Origin of the sequence: Nocardioides dubius, from assembly GCF_039528155.1 — a bacterium.
In the GTDB taxonomy this organism is placed as follows: domain Bacteria; phylum Actinomycetota; class Actinomycetes; order Propionibacteriales; family Nocardioidaceae; genus Nocardioides; species Nocardioides dubius.
The window spans coordinates 102,461-116,305 of sequence record NZ_BAAALG010000011.1; the positions used below are offsets into that span (position 1 = coordinate 102,461).

The 13,845-nt window shown below is 70.3% G+C and carries 12 protein-coding genes; 5 read left to right on the forward strand and 7 right to left on the reverse strand.

Annotated elements, in window-relative coordinates; genetic code table 11:
* Positions 1 to 160: 160 nt before the first annotated feature.
* Together ABD151_RS13530 and ABD151_RS13535 are read right to left on the reverse strand one after the other, a co-directional pair.
* On the reverse strand, positions 161 to 1,204 hold the full coding sequence (locus tag ABD151_RS13530) for a hypothetical protein (protein WP_343995216.1): 1,044 nt from the start codon (positions 1,202 to 1,204) through the stop codon (positions 161 to 163).
* On the reverse strand, positions 1,201 to 2,121 hold the full coding sequence (locus ABD151_RS13535; RefSeq protein WP_343995217.1) for a hypothetical protein: 921 nt from the start codon (positions 2,119 to 2,121) through the stop codon (positions 1,201 to 1,203). Before ABD151_RS13535 ends, ABD151_RS13530 begins: the two co-directional genes overlap by 4 nt.
* A 51-nt stretch (positions 2,122 to 2,172) precedes the next feature.
* On the opposite strand from ABD151_RS13535, the gene ABD151_RS13540 reads away from it, so the two are divergent.
* Positions 2,173 to 3,357 carry a class I SAM-dependent methyltransferase gene (locus ABD151_RS13540; protein WP_343995219.1) on the forward strand — a complete coding sequence of 395 codons (1,185 nt, stop codon included), beginning with the start codon at positions 2,173 to 2,175 and terminating at the stop codon, positions 3,355 to 3,357.
* Between the two features lie 6 nt (positions 3,358 to 3,363).
* Here ABD151_RS13540 and ABD151_RS13545 read toward each other — a convergent pair whose 3' ends face one another.
* Genes ABD151_RS13545 through ABD151_RS13555 form a run of 3 tightly spaced genes read right to left on the reverse strand, consistent with a single transcriptional unit; the run spans position 3,364 to position 6,807 of the window.
* The gene (locus ABD151_RS13545) at positions 3,364 to 4,374 is read right to left on the reverse strand and encodes an aldo/keto reductase family protein (protein ID WP_343995221.1); all 1,011 of its coding nucleotides are present in this window, start codon (positions 4,372 to 4,374) and stop codon (positions 3,364 to 3,366) included.
* Between the two features lie 35 nt (positions 4,375 to 4,409).
* On the reverse strand, positions 4,410 to 5,288 hold the full coding sequence (locus tag ABD151_RS13550; protein WP_343995223.1) for an oxygenase MpaB family protein: 879 nt from the start codon (positions 5,286 to 5,288) through the stop codon (positions 4,410 to 4,412).
* Positions 5,275 to 6,807 carry an acyl-CoA synthetase gene (locus ABD151_RS13555; protein ID WP_343995225.1) on the reverse strand — a complete coding sequence of 511 codons (1,533 nt, stop codon included), beginning with the start codon at positions 6,805 to 6,807 and terminating at the stop codon, positions 5,275 to 5,277. The genes ABD151_RS13550 and ABD151_RS13555 overlap by 14 nt, the downstream gene beginning before the upstream one ends.
* A gap of 190 nt (positions 6,808 to 6,997) precedes the next feature.
* Between ABD151_RS13555 and ABD151_RS13560 the strand changes: the two genes are divergently transcribed.
* From ABD151_RS13560 to ABD151_RS13570, 3 genes are all read left to right on the forward strand, one after another.
* Entirely contained in the window at positions 6,998 to 8,509 is a 1,512-nt protein-coding gene (locus ABD151_RS13560) for an Ig-like domain-containing protein (protein WP_343995227.1), read from the forward strand.
* Positions 8,510 to 8,568: 59 nt separating this feature from the next.
* Complete coding sequence (locus ABD151_RS13565; protein ID WP_343995229.1) at positions 8,569 to 9,210, forward strand: LysE family translocator; 642 nt, start codon at positions 8,569 to 8,571, stop codon at positions 9,208 to 9,210.
* Positions 9,211 to 9,761: 551 nt separating this feature from the next.
* Positions 9,762 to 11,153, forward strand: coding sequence for an HNH endonuclease signature motif containing protein (locus tag ABD151_RS13570; protein ID WP_343995231.1), 1,392 nt, complete (start codon positions 9,762 to 9,764; stop codon positions 11,151 to 11,153).
* Between the two features lie 147 nt (positions 11,154 to 11,300).
* On the opposite strand, the gene ABD151_RS13575 is transcribed toward ABD151_RS13570, so the two are convergent.
* Positions 11,301 to 11,909: an MBL fold metallo-hydrolase gene (locus tag ABD151_RS13575; RefSeq protein WP_343995233.1), complete on the reverse strand. Its 609-nt coding sequence runs from the start codon at positions 11,907 to 11,909 to the stop codon at positions 11,301 to 11,303.
* Positions 11,909 to 13,012, reverse strand: coding sequence for an S-(hydroxymethyl)mycothiol dehydrogenase (locus ABD151_RS13580; RefSeq protein ID WP_343995235.1), 1,104 nt, complete (start codon positions 13,010 to 13,012; stop codon positions 11,909 to 11,911). Before ABD151_RS13580 ends, ABD151_RS13575 begins: the two co-directional genes overlap by 1 nt.
* Positions 13,013 to 13,185: 173 nt before the next feature.
* Here ABD151_RS13580 and ABD151_RS13585 point away from each other — a divergent pair, with 173 nt between their 5' ends.
* The gene (locus ABD151_RS13585) at positions 13,186 to 13,728 is read left to right on the forward strand and encodes a SigE family RNA polymerase sigma factor (RefSeq protein WP_343995237.1); all 543 of its coding nucleotides are present in this window, start codon (positions 13,186 to 13,188) and stop codon (positions 13,726 to 13,728) included.
* Positions 13,729 to 13,845 lie beyond the last annotated feature (117 nt).

Consider the following 13,845-nt stretch of genomic DNA (forward strand, 5'->3'; position numbering starts at 1 on the left):
AATCTGTGATGACGGGTCAGCCCCGCCGACGTCTGAGCTTGCTGGGGGTACGCCGTCGCGGGGGTCGCACTCTTCGCAAGCACTGGCACCCTCACGGGGAGAGTGCCAGAACAGACGTTAGCACTCACCCCCAGCGAGTGCCAGGGCGACGCTCAGATCGTCACTCGTCTGCCGGCTCGCCCAACGTGAGGTTCCAGGTGTAGCGCATGCCGCCGGCGTCGCGGTAGGTGCTCTCGGCGCGGCTCGACACGGTGCGCACCTGTGCCTGCAGCTGGGCGCCCTCACCGCGTGGCACCTCGACCGCGAACGAGTCGAGATACCCCGCGCGCCACGGCCCCTCGTCGAGCGGAACGACCCGGAGCTCGTCGTTGTCATGGGCCGCCAGCAAGGTGAGCGAGTCGCGCGCATCCTCGCTGTAGCGCACCCCGACGCCGTCCTTGCGCAGCTCGAACGGCACGTCGACGGTCAGGTCGACGATCATCCACTCACTCCCCTCCGCGGCCCAGCCGACGCCGTCGACGAACGGCGTGCGCACGCTCAGTCCGGCCGAGCACCTGCCGTTGAGCCAGGGCTCGTCCCGCGGCGAGCTGACGCCGGGCGGCAGCCGAGGCTCCCCACAGTCGAGAGCGGTGCCGTCCTCGTCGCCCAACGCGGGCAGCGACGCCAGCTCGGCGAAGCGTCCCGCGTCGACGCCGTCGGCGCTCACCGTCATGCTCTCCCCGGCCAGCGTGATCCGCACCGCGACGTCCGGGTCGCTGCCCGCAACGGCGACGGTGCGACTGAACGAGGTCATCAGATAGGAGTCGCCGCCGAGCACGGCACCCTCAGCCAGACCCGCCAGCGGGTAGCTGCGCTCCCCCACCACCAGCTCGACGCTCGGTGCGCTCAGCGGCACGTCGCGACGCAGCGGCCGGGACAGCGCGTCGCCTAACTCCAGCGAGACCCGCACCAAGGAGCCGTCCTCGGGCGCCCGGAGCCGGTCGTCGGCGCTGCCGATCGCCTGCTGCGGAGCGCCGACCGAGACGGTCGCCTCCGCCCACGGCAGGCGGATCTCCTCGGAGAAGGCGTCGTCGCCCTGCTCCGCGCCGACCAGCACCCAGCCGACGTCGGCGCGCGGCTCCTCGGGGCGCTGGAGCCACCACAGGCCGACCCCGGCCAGCACCACGGCGATCACCACCGAGCCGATCACGATCCGCCGCCTCATCGCGCCACCTCCTCGAGCTCCATGCGCACCGTGATCGTCCAGTCTCGGCTCCGGTACATCTCCGCTCGATAGCGCAGCTCGACCACACGCGGCCGCTGCGGAACCAGGGCCACCGGCCCCAGCCTCTGTTGCTCGGCCGGCTCGCCGTCGACGAGCACCTGCGCGCCATCGCGGACGTCGAGGCTCTCCCAGCGACCGATCAGGTTCAACGGCCGCAGCGGGGAGGCGAAGACGCTGACCCAGCGCTCGTCGGCACCGTCCACCCAGCCGCCCGACTCGTTCCAGGTCGAGGCCGTCGCGAACAGGTCCGGGCACCACTGCTGGATCGGCTTCTCGACGCCGGCCGGGTTCGTGGCGGTGACCGTGCACGAGGAGGTGCTGCGATACCTCTCCTCCAGGTCGCCGGCCAATCCGGCGTCGCGCTCGCCGGAGTCGAGGTCGACCCGCTGCTCGGCGCCGTCGTAGGCGAGCTCCACGGCCAGCGCCGTTCCCTCGCCGTCGACCACCACCCAGAAGGCGTCCTCGCGGTCCGCGTCGAGCGGGTAGCGCTCGCCGTCACTGACCAGGGCGAGCCCGACGTCGGCGCCGGGATCGAGGTTGGCCACGACGTCGATGCCGACGAACCGGTCGCCGCGGCGAACCCGTGGGGCATCCTGGCCGTACTCGGCCGGCTCCACCTCCTCACGCGGCGCGGAGACGCGGACCCGGACCATGCCACCCGGCGTCGGAAAGGCCGCCTCACGCGCGAACCGCACATCGGACGCCGACTCGGTGATGGCGCCGGGGTCCAACGCGTCGTCGCGCTGGACGAGCCAGATCGTCACCGCTCCCACCAGCAGGGCGAGCACCACGAACGCGTTGATCCGCCGGATCCGCCGCCGCTGCGGGTCGACGGCCCGCGCACTCTGATTCGTCACGGGGGCTTCCTCCCCCACCGGGCCTCACTTCAACCCTGCGACAATCTCGGCATGGACGCCCCCACCTTCGCCTGGCTGCTCACCGACGACGGCCAGCGGCTGCTGACCACCGCGGCGGAGGCCTACGCGGACCACGAGGGCGATCCGATCCGCACCGCGGCGGCGGTGCGCAAGGTGGAGCCAGACGCCGATCGCGCGGCCGCCGCGCTGACCCAGGTCCGGCTCCGGGTGGCCGCGGTGCCGAAGTTCGGTGCCGACGCCGTTCGGCTCTACTTCACCCCCGATGCCCTGGAGCAGTCGACCCGGTTGCGGGTCGCCGAGCACCGAGCCCGGCGGCTCGCCCTGGCCGGCCCGCGCAGCGTGATCGACCTGGGCTGCGGCATCGGCGGCGACCTGATCGCCTTCGCTCGGGCCGGACTGACGGTGGTCGGCGTCGATCTGGACCCGGTTCGGGTCGAGATCGCCCGCGCCAACCTGGCCGCCCTCGAGCTCGGTGGTGCCGTCGCCGTGGCCGACGGCACCACGCTCGACCTCGCCGCCTTCGACGCCACCTTCGCCGACCCCGCGCGGCGCAGCGACCGGGGCCGGGTCTTCGACGTCGAGGGCTGGACCCCGTCCTGGAGCTTCGTGCAGACCCTGTTGCAGCGCGACGGCGTGGTCAAGGTGGCGCCGGGCATCGACCACGACCTGATCCCCGACGATGTCGAGGCCGAGTGGGTCAGCGAGAACGGCGACGTCAAGGAGGCCGCACTGTGGTCCGGGCGCCTCGCCAGCGCCCGGCGGCGGGCCACCGTGATCGCTGCAGGCGGGCTGGCGACGCTGACCGAGGAGGACGATCCCTACCAGGGCGAGCCGCGCCCGGTGCGCGCGCTGGGCGAGTTCGTCTACGAGCCGGACGGTGCGGTGATCCGCGCGGGTCTGGTCACCGCGGTCGCGGCCGGGGTCGGCGGCGGGCTGATCGACGAGCACATCGCCTGGGTGACCTCGGACTCCGCGTTCAGCACCCCGTACGCCAAGAGCTACCGGGTGATCGAGCAGCTGCCGTACCGGGAGAAGCAGCTCAAGGCCGCTCTGCGCGAGCGCGGCATCGGCAGGCTGGCGATCAAGAAGCGCGGCGTGGACATCGTGCCCGAGCAGCTGCGCAAGCGCCTCGCCCTGCGCGGCGACGAGGAGGGCACCCTGGTGCTCACCCGGATGGGCGGTGCCGGGGTGGCCCTCCTCGTGCAGCCGTTCTAGCTCGGCTCAGACGGCGCGGGTCGCGGGGACCTGCGCGTCGGTCTTGCGGGGGTCGCGCTCGACCAGGTCGCCGAGCGCGGCGTCGATCCGCTGCATGATCTCCGCGTCCAGCCGCACGCCGGCCGCCTTGACGTTGTCGTGCACCTGCTCGGGCCGCGAGGCACCGACCAGCGCCGAGGCCACGTTCGGGTTCTGCAGCACCCACGCGATCGCGAGCTGCGCCATGCTCAGCCCGGCGTCGTCGGCGATCGGGCGCAGGTCCTGCACCGCACTCAGCACGTCGTCCTTCATGAACCGCGAGATCATGTCGGCGCCTCCCTTCTCGTCGGTGGCGCGCGAGCCCGCCGGCGGCGGCTGCCCCGGCAGGTACTTGCCGCTGAGCACGCCCTGGGCCATCGGGCTCCAGACGATCTGCGAGAGGCCGAGCTCCTCGCTGGCAGGCACCACCTCGGGCTCGATCACCCGCCACAGCATCGAGTACTGCGGCTGGCTGGAGATCAGCTGGAAGCCGAGCTCCTTGGCCAGCGCGGCGCCTGCCCGGATCTGGTCGGCGGTCCACTCGCTGACGCCGATGTAGAGCGCCTTCCCTTGGCGGACGACATCGGCGAACGCCTGCATCGTCTCCTCCAGCGGCGTCTCCACGTCGTAGCGGTGCGCCTGGTAGAGGTCGACGTAGTCGGTCTTGAGCCGGGTCAACGAGCCGTTGATCGACTCCATGATGTGCTTGCGCGAGAGCCCGGTGTCGTTCTTGCCCTTGGGCCCGGTCGGCCAGTAGACCTTGGTGAAGATCTCCAGCGACTCACGCCGCTCGCCGGCCAGGGCCTCGCCCAGCACCGACTCAGCGGCGGTGTTGGCGTAGACGTCGGCGGTGTCGAAGGTCGAGATGCCCACCTCGAGCGCGGCGCGCACGCACTGCGTGGCGACCTCGTTCTCCACCTGCGAGCCGTGGGTGAGCCAGTTTCCGTAGGTGATCTCCGAGATCTTGAGACCACTGTTGCCGAGATACCTGAATTCCATGCTCGCCACAGTAGCCCTGGGGCGTAGCCGCTCGGCTAGGCCGCGGGAAGCTCCATGGTCCGCCCACCGGCCGCGATGATCTTGCGCTCGGTGGCGCTGACGATCCGGAACAGGTCGGTGTTGCGACCGAGCCGGACCCGGTCCGGCACGACCCGCTGCGAGGCGCGGACGCCGGCGGCGATGCTGCGGAAGGCCGCCTCATGGACCGGCGACCACGCCATCCCGAACGCCTGGCGGACCCGCTCCGGGAGCAGTCCGATGACGACGTGGTTGGTGCCCGCGACGCCGACCCGCATCCCGAGCGGGACCGGCATGTCGTAGGCGATCGCCCGGCCGACCGCGCGCGCCTCCTCGGTGACGTGGAAGGCATCACCGGCCAGATGGCCGTAGAGCCAGGAGTGGAACTCGCGCGCCGTCGGCGGCGCAACCGAGCGCGGCATGCCGAAGAGCTCGCCGAAGCGGATCCACTCCTGCCAGAGCTCCTCGCGCTCGGTCGGCGTCAGCGGACGGACCAGGGCCTCGAAGCAGACCCGGGAGGAGTCGGCCAGGACGCCCATCGTCCACAGCATCAGCTCGGGATCGAAGGCGTCGTAAGGGGTTCCGGCCCGGTGGATGCCCTCGTCGCGCTCCAGGGAGCCGCGCACCTTGGTGTGCATGTTGTGCACCATCGCCAGGGTCTTGTCGGCCTCAGCGCGGTCGCCGAAGAAGATCGACTCGAACGCCTCCGCCGTCGCCGAGAGCCGCATGAACGGGCGCTCCTTGGCGTTCGTCGACGAGCTGGTGCCGACGTAGGGAACGGGATGGGTGGCTCCGATGATCAACGCCCGCTGGCCGTAGGTCTGGCCGACGGCGCGATGCTCCTGGACGTGGCGCAGCAACGATCCTGGCCCGAAGTAGCCCTCAGAGCGCGGCATAGAGATCACGCAGCCGTCCCTTGACCATCTTGCCGGTGGGCGTGCGCGGCAGCTCGTCGAGGAAGTGCAACTCGCGCGGCACCTTGAAGTGAGCGAGACGGTCGCGCGCGTAGCTGGTGAGCTGCTCGGCGAGCGCCGGACCGGCCTCGATGCCGGGCGCGACCTGGACGAAGCCGACCACCCGCTCCCCCATCTCGTCGTCCGGAACGCCGATCACCGCGATGTCGAGCACGCTGGGGTGCAGGGTGAAGAGGTCCTCGATCTCCTGCGGGTAGATGTTCACGCCACCGGAGATGATCATGAACGCCTTGCGGTCGGTCAGGTAGAGGTAGCCCTCGTCGTCCACGTAGCCGAGGTCGCCGACCGTGGTCCAGGTCGGATGCGCGGGGTGCTGGGTGCTGGCGGTCTTGACCGGGTCGTTGTGGTAGCTGAACGGAACGTCGTCCCGCTCGAAGTAGATGGTGCCGACGCTGCCGGTGGCGACCTCGGTGCCGTCGTCACCGCAGATGTGCACGATCCCCAGCAGGGGCAGGCCGACCGAGCCAGGGTGGGTCAGCCACTGGTTCGAGTCGATCATGGTCGCGCCGTTGGCCTCGGTGGAGGCGTAGTACTCGAAGATGATCGGGCCCATCCAGTCGATCATCCGCTGCTTCACCTCGACCGGGCAGGGCGCCGCCGCATGGACGACGCAGCGCAGCGAGGAGAGGTCGTAGCGGGCGCGGACCTCGTCGGGGAGCTTGAGCATCCGCACGAACATGGTGGGCACCATCTGGGTGTGCGTCACCTGGAACCGCTCGATCGCGGCGAGCGCGGCCTCGGGGTCGAACTTCTCCATCATCACCAGCGTGCCGCCGAGCGCATGCACCACACCGCCGAAGCGCAACGGCGCCGCGTGGTAAACGGGCGCCGGCGAAAGATAGACGGTGCTCTCGTCGAACTGGTACAGCCCGCCGAAGATCGCCACGTACGGATATCCCGGCTCGTCGACGGCGTAGCCGGGAAGCGGCAACTTGATGCCCTTGGGACGCCCGGTGGTGCCCGAGGAGTAGAGCAGGTCGTCTCCGTGCGGCTGCTCGGGCAGCGGCTGGGGCGAGGCTGCGGCGAGCACGCTCTCGTAGTCGGCGAAGCCCGGCACCTCGCCGCCGTAGGCGATCCGGTGCTCGACGGCGAGACGGTCGGCCATCGCGGTGACCAGCTCCCGCTTGGCTGCCGAGACCACCAGGGCCTGCGCGCCGCAGTCCTCGACGATGTAGGCCGCCTCGTCGGGAGCGAGGTTGTGGTTGACGGCGGTGATGTAGAGCCCCGAGCGCAGGGCGGCCCAGTAGACCTCGTAGGTCTCGGGTGTGTTGTCCGACAGCAGCGCGACGACGTCGCCACGCCGCAGACCCGCGTCGTGCAGGTGCCGCGAAAGGCGGATGCTCCGCTCGTCGAGCTCGCCGTAGGTCAGCGTCCGGCCGGAGCCGGCCATGATCAGAGCCGGCTTGTCAGGTGTCTTCTCAGCCCACGTTCCCGGGTACATGCGCTAACCATGCCAGTGAAACTGTCACGGTTCTAGTGTCAATTTCTCGGCTGCTGACGAGCTGCCGAGAACCGACGTCCCCCAAATCGGGTAACTCACCCCGGAACCGGCCACTTCCCCATCACGTCCACCTCATCCCCGCGTCGTCCAAGCGGGCCTCCCGGACGGGTGGCCCACACCAGGGGGGAACATGCCGATCACCACATCACCGCGACGGGCGCGTTGGCGCTCAGCGTTGGCCCTGCTGCTGCCGGTCCTGGCAGTGCTCGCCTTCGCGCCGTCGGCCAGCGCCGAGGAGATCGATGCCATCACCGGTGTCGAGATCACCACGCGCACCGACGAGGTCAACCGGTACGAGCGGCTCGCGCTGGAGGCGACCTGGGCGGTGCCCGACGACGCCCGCGCCGGGGACACCTTCTCGTTGCAGATCCCTGCTGGGACACCGGGCGACGTCAACATCTTCGCGGGCTCCTTCGACCTGCTGGCCGAGGACGGCAGCGTGGTCGGCACCTGCACGATGAGCCCCAAGCAGATCACCTGCACCCTGTCGGACTACGTCGAGACCCACGACGGCGTGAGCGGGACGTTGAGCTTCTGGGCACAGGCCAACGCCACCACCGACTCCGACGACTTCCTCTTCCGCACCGGCACCGGCGTCGAGATCAGGACGCCGATCCCCGGCGGCGGCGTCGTCCCGGAGGCCGGAACGCCCGCGCCCACGAAGCCGGAGAAGTACGGGTGGACGAACGCTGCCGGGACGGTCGCCACCTACTACATCGTGATCCCCGGCAAGGATCTCGACGCGACCCGGACCGAGGTGGTCGACACCTACGACGCACGATTGAGCCTGCGTGGCGCGGTCCAGGTGCGCTCGATCGCCACCAGCGCCTGGGACCCGCAGGACTGGGCCTCCGGCCACACTCCTGTTCCCGCCGACCAGTACACGCTCGCGCACGACGAGGCCGCGCACAGCATCACCGTCGTCTTCGGCGCGATCCCCGCGCGCGCCGAGAACCTCTACGTCATCTCCTACCAGCTCGACCTGCCGGCCGACGCCCAGAGCGGCGACCGGTTCCGCAACGACGTCGTCGCCTCCAGCGGATGGACGGCCTCAGAGACCGTGACGCTCTACGGCGGCAGCGGAACCGGCGACGGCACCCGTCAGCGCTCACTGCGGATCCTCAAGCGGGTCGAGGGGACCACCACGGCCGCGTCCTTCACGTTCCAGGTCGCCTGCCTGCGTGACGGCGAGCCGATCTCCGGCTTTCCGGCCTCGGTGGTCGTGACGCCCGAGCAGTCCGGCACGATCGGCGGGCTGCCGGTCGGCGCCACCTGCACCCTGACCGAGACCGAGGACGGCGGAGCGAGCGAGGTCAGCTACCAGCCCGGCCAGGTCATCGAGGTGACCGCGCAGAGCCCGTCGACGATCGAGGTCACGGCGACCAACGTGTTCACGCCCAGCGAGACGCCCTCGCCGTCTGAGTCTCCTTCGGAGTCGCCGTCGCCTTCTCCCTCGGGTTCCCCGTCCGACTCTCCGTCGGAGGCGGCGCCGGACTCCGGGGTGCTGCCGAGCTCGGAGACGGCCGGGGCGCTGCCCGACACCGGCTCGCCGAGCGAGCTGCTCGCCGCGGCGGCACTGGGCGTGGTGGTGCTGACCGGTGGTGTAGTGCTGCTGGCGGCTGGCCGGGCGCGGAGGGGCTGAGCACCAGGAGGTCGCAAAATGCCGCGCACCCTGGGCCCCGGTGGGCCTAGGGTGCCGGCATGGACCTCACCTGGGCGCAGCTCCTCGGATTCACCGCCACCGCGTTCGTGGTGATCGTGATCCCCGGCCCGAGCGTCGTCTTCACGATCGGCCGGGCGCTCGCCCATGGTCGTGCCGTCGCCTTGGCCACGGTCCTCGGCAACGCACTGGGCCTGGCCGTGGTGCTGGTGCTGGTCGCCGCCGGTCTCGGCGCCGTGGTGACCACCTCGGCGCTGGCCTTCACCGTGTTGAAGGTGGTCGGTGCGGCCTACCTGATCTGGTTGGGCATCCAGGCGATCGCGCACCGCAAGGAGTTCCACCCCGAGCAGGCCGGTGCCACTGCCACCGCCCGGATCACCCGCGCCACGGCGATCCGTCAGGGCTTCATCGTCGGGGTCAGCAACCCGAAGTCGTTCCTGCTCTTCGCCGCGCTGCTGCCGCAGTTCGTGTCTCCCGACGCCGGCTCGACGACGGCGGCGATGCTGGTCCTCGGCTCCGTCGCACTGTTGCTCGCGCTGGCCTCCGACAGCCTCTGGGCCCTGCTGGCCTCGGCACTGCGGGACTGGTTCACCCGGTCGCCCGCCCGCGCCTCGGGCGTCGGCATCGCCGGTGGCTCCGCGATGATCTCGCTCGGCATCGGGTTGCTCTTCAGCCGCCGCTGAGGGTCGCCGCACCGATCAGGCTCGACCCCACGGTGCGCACGGATCGTTGGTCGCCTCGATCCGATCGTCTTGGGCTGTGGCCTGGCCCTGGCCGGCCAAGGCAGCTCGGCGGCTTCGTAGGCATCGATCGGGTCGGACTTGCCGCGCATCCGGCGGTGGCCGCGGTTGGGTCGAGAGACCCCGCGGATCTCGATTCCTGCCGCGTGGGCGGTAGGGGTGACGCCGGCGCCGTAGGTGCTGGTGCCTTCGATGCCGATCACCGTGATGGTGCAGAAGTCGCCCAAGAACTCCCATGCGGCGCGATAGCCCGTTGCGTTGGTTGGGAACTCACGGTCGCCCAGGTCGCGGCCTAAGGCATCGATTTGCGGCTAGGTGGATGGTGCCTGCATAGGTGTCGATGCCGCCCACGACCGTGGAGTGGTGCTCGTTGCTGGCTGTCATGATGGGAAGACCTTCCGTGTCGAATCGGATGGGTCGACGCCGGTCGAGCAGCAGACGACGATCAGGGCATCCCCAGTCTTACTGTCGGAGGTCTCTGATCCACTGGTTCCATGATCGAGATCGACGCTACGCACACTCCGTATGAGGTCAGTGACCTCGATGCGGGGTGTCTGCTTGCGGTGATCTCGGAGGGCCGCCACTCGGCGCTGGTGTTGGGGCGGCAGCAGTTGCGGTTGGCGCATCAGTGGTGCGTGGTGAACCCGGTGGTGGACGGCGGGTCGTCGGCTTCCTGGTGTGACGACGCCGCGTTCGCGTCATTGGATCTCGACGACCTCCTCGGGGGCGAGGGGACGCCGGCTGTCGCCGCGTTCGCGGCCGAGGAGTTCGCCGCCGCCTCGGGCATCTCCCGCTATGCCGCGCTTTCGCTGCTGGCCGACGCGTTGGACCTCCACCACCGACTCCCGCTGTTGTGGGCGCAGGTCGAACTGCTCGAGGTGCCGGGTTGGAAGGCGCGCCGGGTCGCGGAGTTGACGCGCAAGCTCTCCCGGGAGGCGGCCGCGTGGTTCGACCAGACGCTGGCGGACGGCGAGCGGTACGGCTGGCCGACCATCGAGCGGGTGTTGGCGATGGCGGTGGCGAAGTTCCATCCGGAGTTGATCCGCGACAAGACCGGGCCGCTCACCAAGGCGGATTGGGACGTCAGCCTGAACCACCGCTACGGGCCCGACGGCGCGGCCTCGGGCACGTCGACGTTGGACGTGGTGGGCGACTCCCTCGACCTCGCACGGTTCCACGACCTGGTCTGCGACGAGGCGGAGAAGCTCAAGCGGGCCGGTGACACCGACACCCTCGGCCAGCGCAAGGCGAAAGCACTCGGGAGCATCGCGGAGGCGCAGGGCACGCTGGACTACGAAGGTTCCGACGGCCTCGACCAAAGGGGTGGCAATGGGGTCGACCAGTGCGACCAGCGGGGCGACCAGCGAGGGCGCATGCCGCGCCGCGGACTGCGCGTCTTCGTGCACACCACGCTGGCCGACCTCTTCTCCGCCGACGATCTCGCCCTCGCCGACACCGACCGGCTCGGCCCGATCCTCATCGAGCAGCTCACCGACTGGCTGAAGCGGCACGGCTCGATCGCCTCGATCACCCCGGTGATCGACCTCAACCGCACCGGCAGCGTGGATCGGCACGACCCACCCGCTTGGATGGCCGGGCAGGTCCGGCTGCGCGACCCACATTGCGTCTTCCCGCACTGCGCGCGTTCATCCGCTGACGCGGACCTGGACCACATCGACCCCTACGACGCCGGTACCAATGAACTGCGTGGCCCACCGGGCCAAACCAGACCCGAGAACCTCGCCCCGTTGTGCCGCCGTCACCACCTGGCGAAGACCTTCGCCGGCTGGCGCTACGTCCGCAACCGAGACGGCACCTACACCTGGACGAACAAGCACGGCCACACCTGGCTCGTCACCGCACTCGGCACCATCCAACTCGATTGAAACGACCGAGCCCGAGCCCCAACGACAGAACGCCAGAACGCCAGAACGCCAGAACGCACGATGCCGCCACCTCCGCGACCATGAGGGTCGTCGGAGGCAGCGGCATGCGCTGGGAAGAGGATGACGGTGAGTCGCCCCTCCGCCGAGTCAGCCGAGCAGCGCGGCCTCGGCAGCGATCGTGGTGTCGTCGCCGTGACCGGTGTGCACCACCGTCTCGCCCGGGAGCGCGAAGAGCTTCTCGCGGATGGAGGCCTCGATTGTCGGCCGGTCACTGAACGAGCGACCGGTGGCACCGGGGCCGCCGTTGAAGAGGGTGTCGCCGGTGAAGACGCAGCCCAGCGCCGGAGCGTAGAGGCAGACCGCGCCCGGGGCGTGCCCCGGCGTGTGCAGCACCTTGAGCTCGATCCCGGCCACGGTGATCGTCTGGCCGTCGGCCAGGTCGACGTCCCAGAGCTCGTCGGGGTGGGTGAGCTCCCAGACCGGCTTGTCGCCGGGGTGCAGCAGGATCGGCGCGGTGACCGCCTCGCGCAGCGCCGGCGCCACCCGCACGTGGTCGTCGTGGGCGTGGGTGCAGATGATCGCGCGGACCTTCCGCTCCCCCACCACCGCGAGGATGTCGTCCACCGAGTGCGGCGCGTCGATCACCACGCACTCGGCGTCGTCGCCGATCACCCAGATGTTGTTGTCGACGTCGAAGGTCTCGCCGTCCAGGGAGAAGGTGCCCGCCGAGACGGCGTGGTCGACCCGCGCCGTCATCAGAAGACCACGACCGAGCGCAGCACGTCGCCGTGGTGCATCTTCTCGAAGGCAGCCTCGATGTCGCCGATCCCGATCTCCTCGGTGACGAACGCGTCGAGGTCGAGACGCCCCTGCTGGTACAGGTCGACCAGCATCGGGAAGTCACGCGAGGGCAGGCAGTCGCCGTACCAGCTCGACTTCAGCGAGCCGCCGCGACCGAAGACGTCGATCAGCGGGATCTCCGGGACGCTCATGTCCGGCGTCGGCACGCCGACCAGCACCACGGTGCCGGCCAGGTCGCGGGCGTAGAACGCCTGCTTCCAGGTCTCCGGGCGGCCCACGGCCTCGATCACCACGTCGGCGCCGTCGGCACCCGGGTAGGTCTCGGCGCTGATCCGCTTGATCTCCTCGACCGCGTCGACCTGCGAGGAGTCGACGGTGTGGGTTGCGCCCATCTCCTTCGCCTTGGCCAGCTTCTTGGGGTCGATGTCGACGGCGATGATCGGGCTCGCGCCGGCCAGCGCGGAGCCGGCGATCGCGGCCACGCCCACACCACCGCAGCCGATCACGGCGACCGACTTGCCGCGGGTCACCGCACCGGTGTTGATCGCCGCGCCGATGCCGGCCATCACGCCGCAGCCCAGCAGGCCCACCGCGGCGGCCCGCGCCTGCGGGTCGACCTTGGTGCACTGCCCGGCAGCGACCAGCGTCTTCTCCGCGAACGCGCCGATGCCCAGCGCCGGCGACAGCTCGCGGCCGTCCTCGGCCAGCGTCATCTTCTGCTTCGCGTTGTGGGTGTTGAAGCAGTACTGCGCCTCGCCGCGCTTGCAGGCCCGGCACTCGCCACAGACCGCACGCCAGTTCAGCACCACGAAGTCGCCCGGCACCAGGTCGGTGACGCCGTCGCCCACCGACTCCACCACGCCCGCGGCCTCGTGGCCGAGCAGGAACGGGAAGTCATCGTTGATGCCGCCCTCGCGGTAGTGCAGGTCGGTGTGGCACACCCCGCACGCCTGGATCTTCACCACTGCCTCGCCAGGACCCGGGTCCGGGATGTTGATCGTGGTCAGCGTGACCGGCTGCCCCTTGCCCAACGCGACGACTGCCTGCACCTGCTGCACTTCTGCCTCCAACGATCGTGAGCCTGGAGCCCAACCCTATCCAGCCGCTCCGCGGCCGCCGAGCGGCACCCGCGTGACGACTCGGCACCCAATTGCAACCTATTGCGCCGCGATCGCGTCTTGGCTGCGAAAGGATGGTGATGACGGTGCCAACGACCACAGCCGGAGGGGCGATGACCGTTCCCCGCGACTCTGCGCGCGACGCGGAGTTCAGCGCCTGGATGGCCGCGCGCCAGCCCGCGCTGCACCGCACGGCCTACCTGATCTCGGGCGACCACCACACCGCCGAGGACCTGGTGGCGACCACGCTCTCCAAGGTGTATCTGAGTTGGCACAAGATCAACCAGCGCGAGTCCGTCGACGGCTACGCGCGGCGGATCCTCGTCAATGAGCACAACACCTTGTGGCGCCGCGCGTTCAAGCGGCGTGAGGTCCCCGCCGAGCGGCTGCCCGAGCACGACGGCGTCAGCGACCGCTACGACGAGGGCCAGCAGGACGAGATGTGGCAGCTGCTGCAGACGCTGCCGCGGCGTCAGCGCGCGGTGATCGTGCTGCGCTACTACGAGCAGCTGAGCGAGGCCGAGATCGCCGACCTGCTCTCGATCAGCCCGGGGACCGTGAAGTCCCAGGCCAGCCGAGCGCTGGCCACCTTGCGGGAGCGCACCGCCTCCGCCCATCCCACCCATGCCGACGCCCTCGGGGAGGAGGAGCGATGAACGACCACTTCCAGGACCAGTTGGGCGCCATGCTCCGCACCCGCGCCGATCACCTCGACCCCACCCCGGTCACCTTCGACACCGTGCGCAGCACGGCCGGCCGGATCCGGCGCCGGC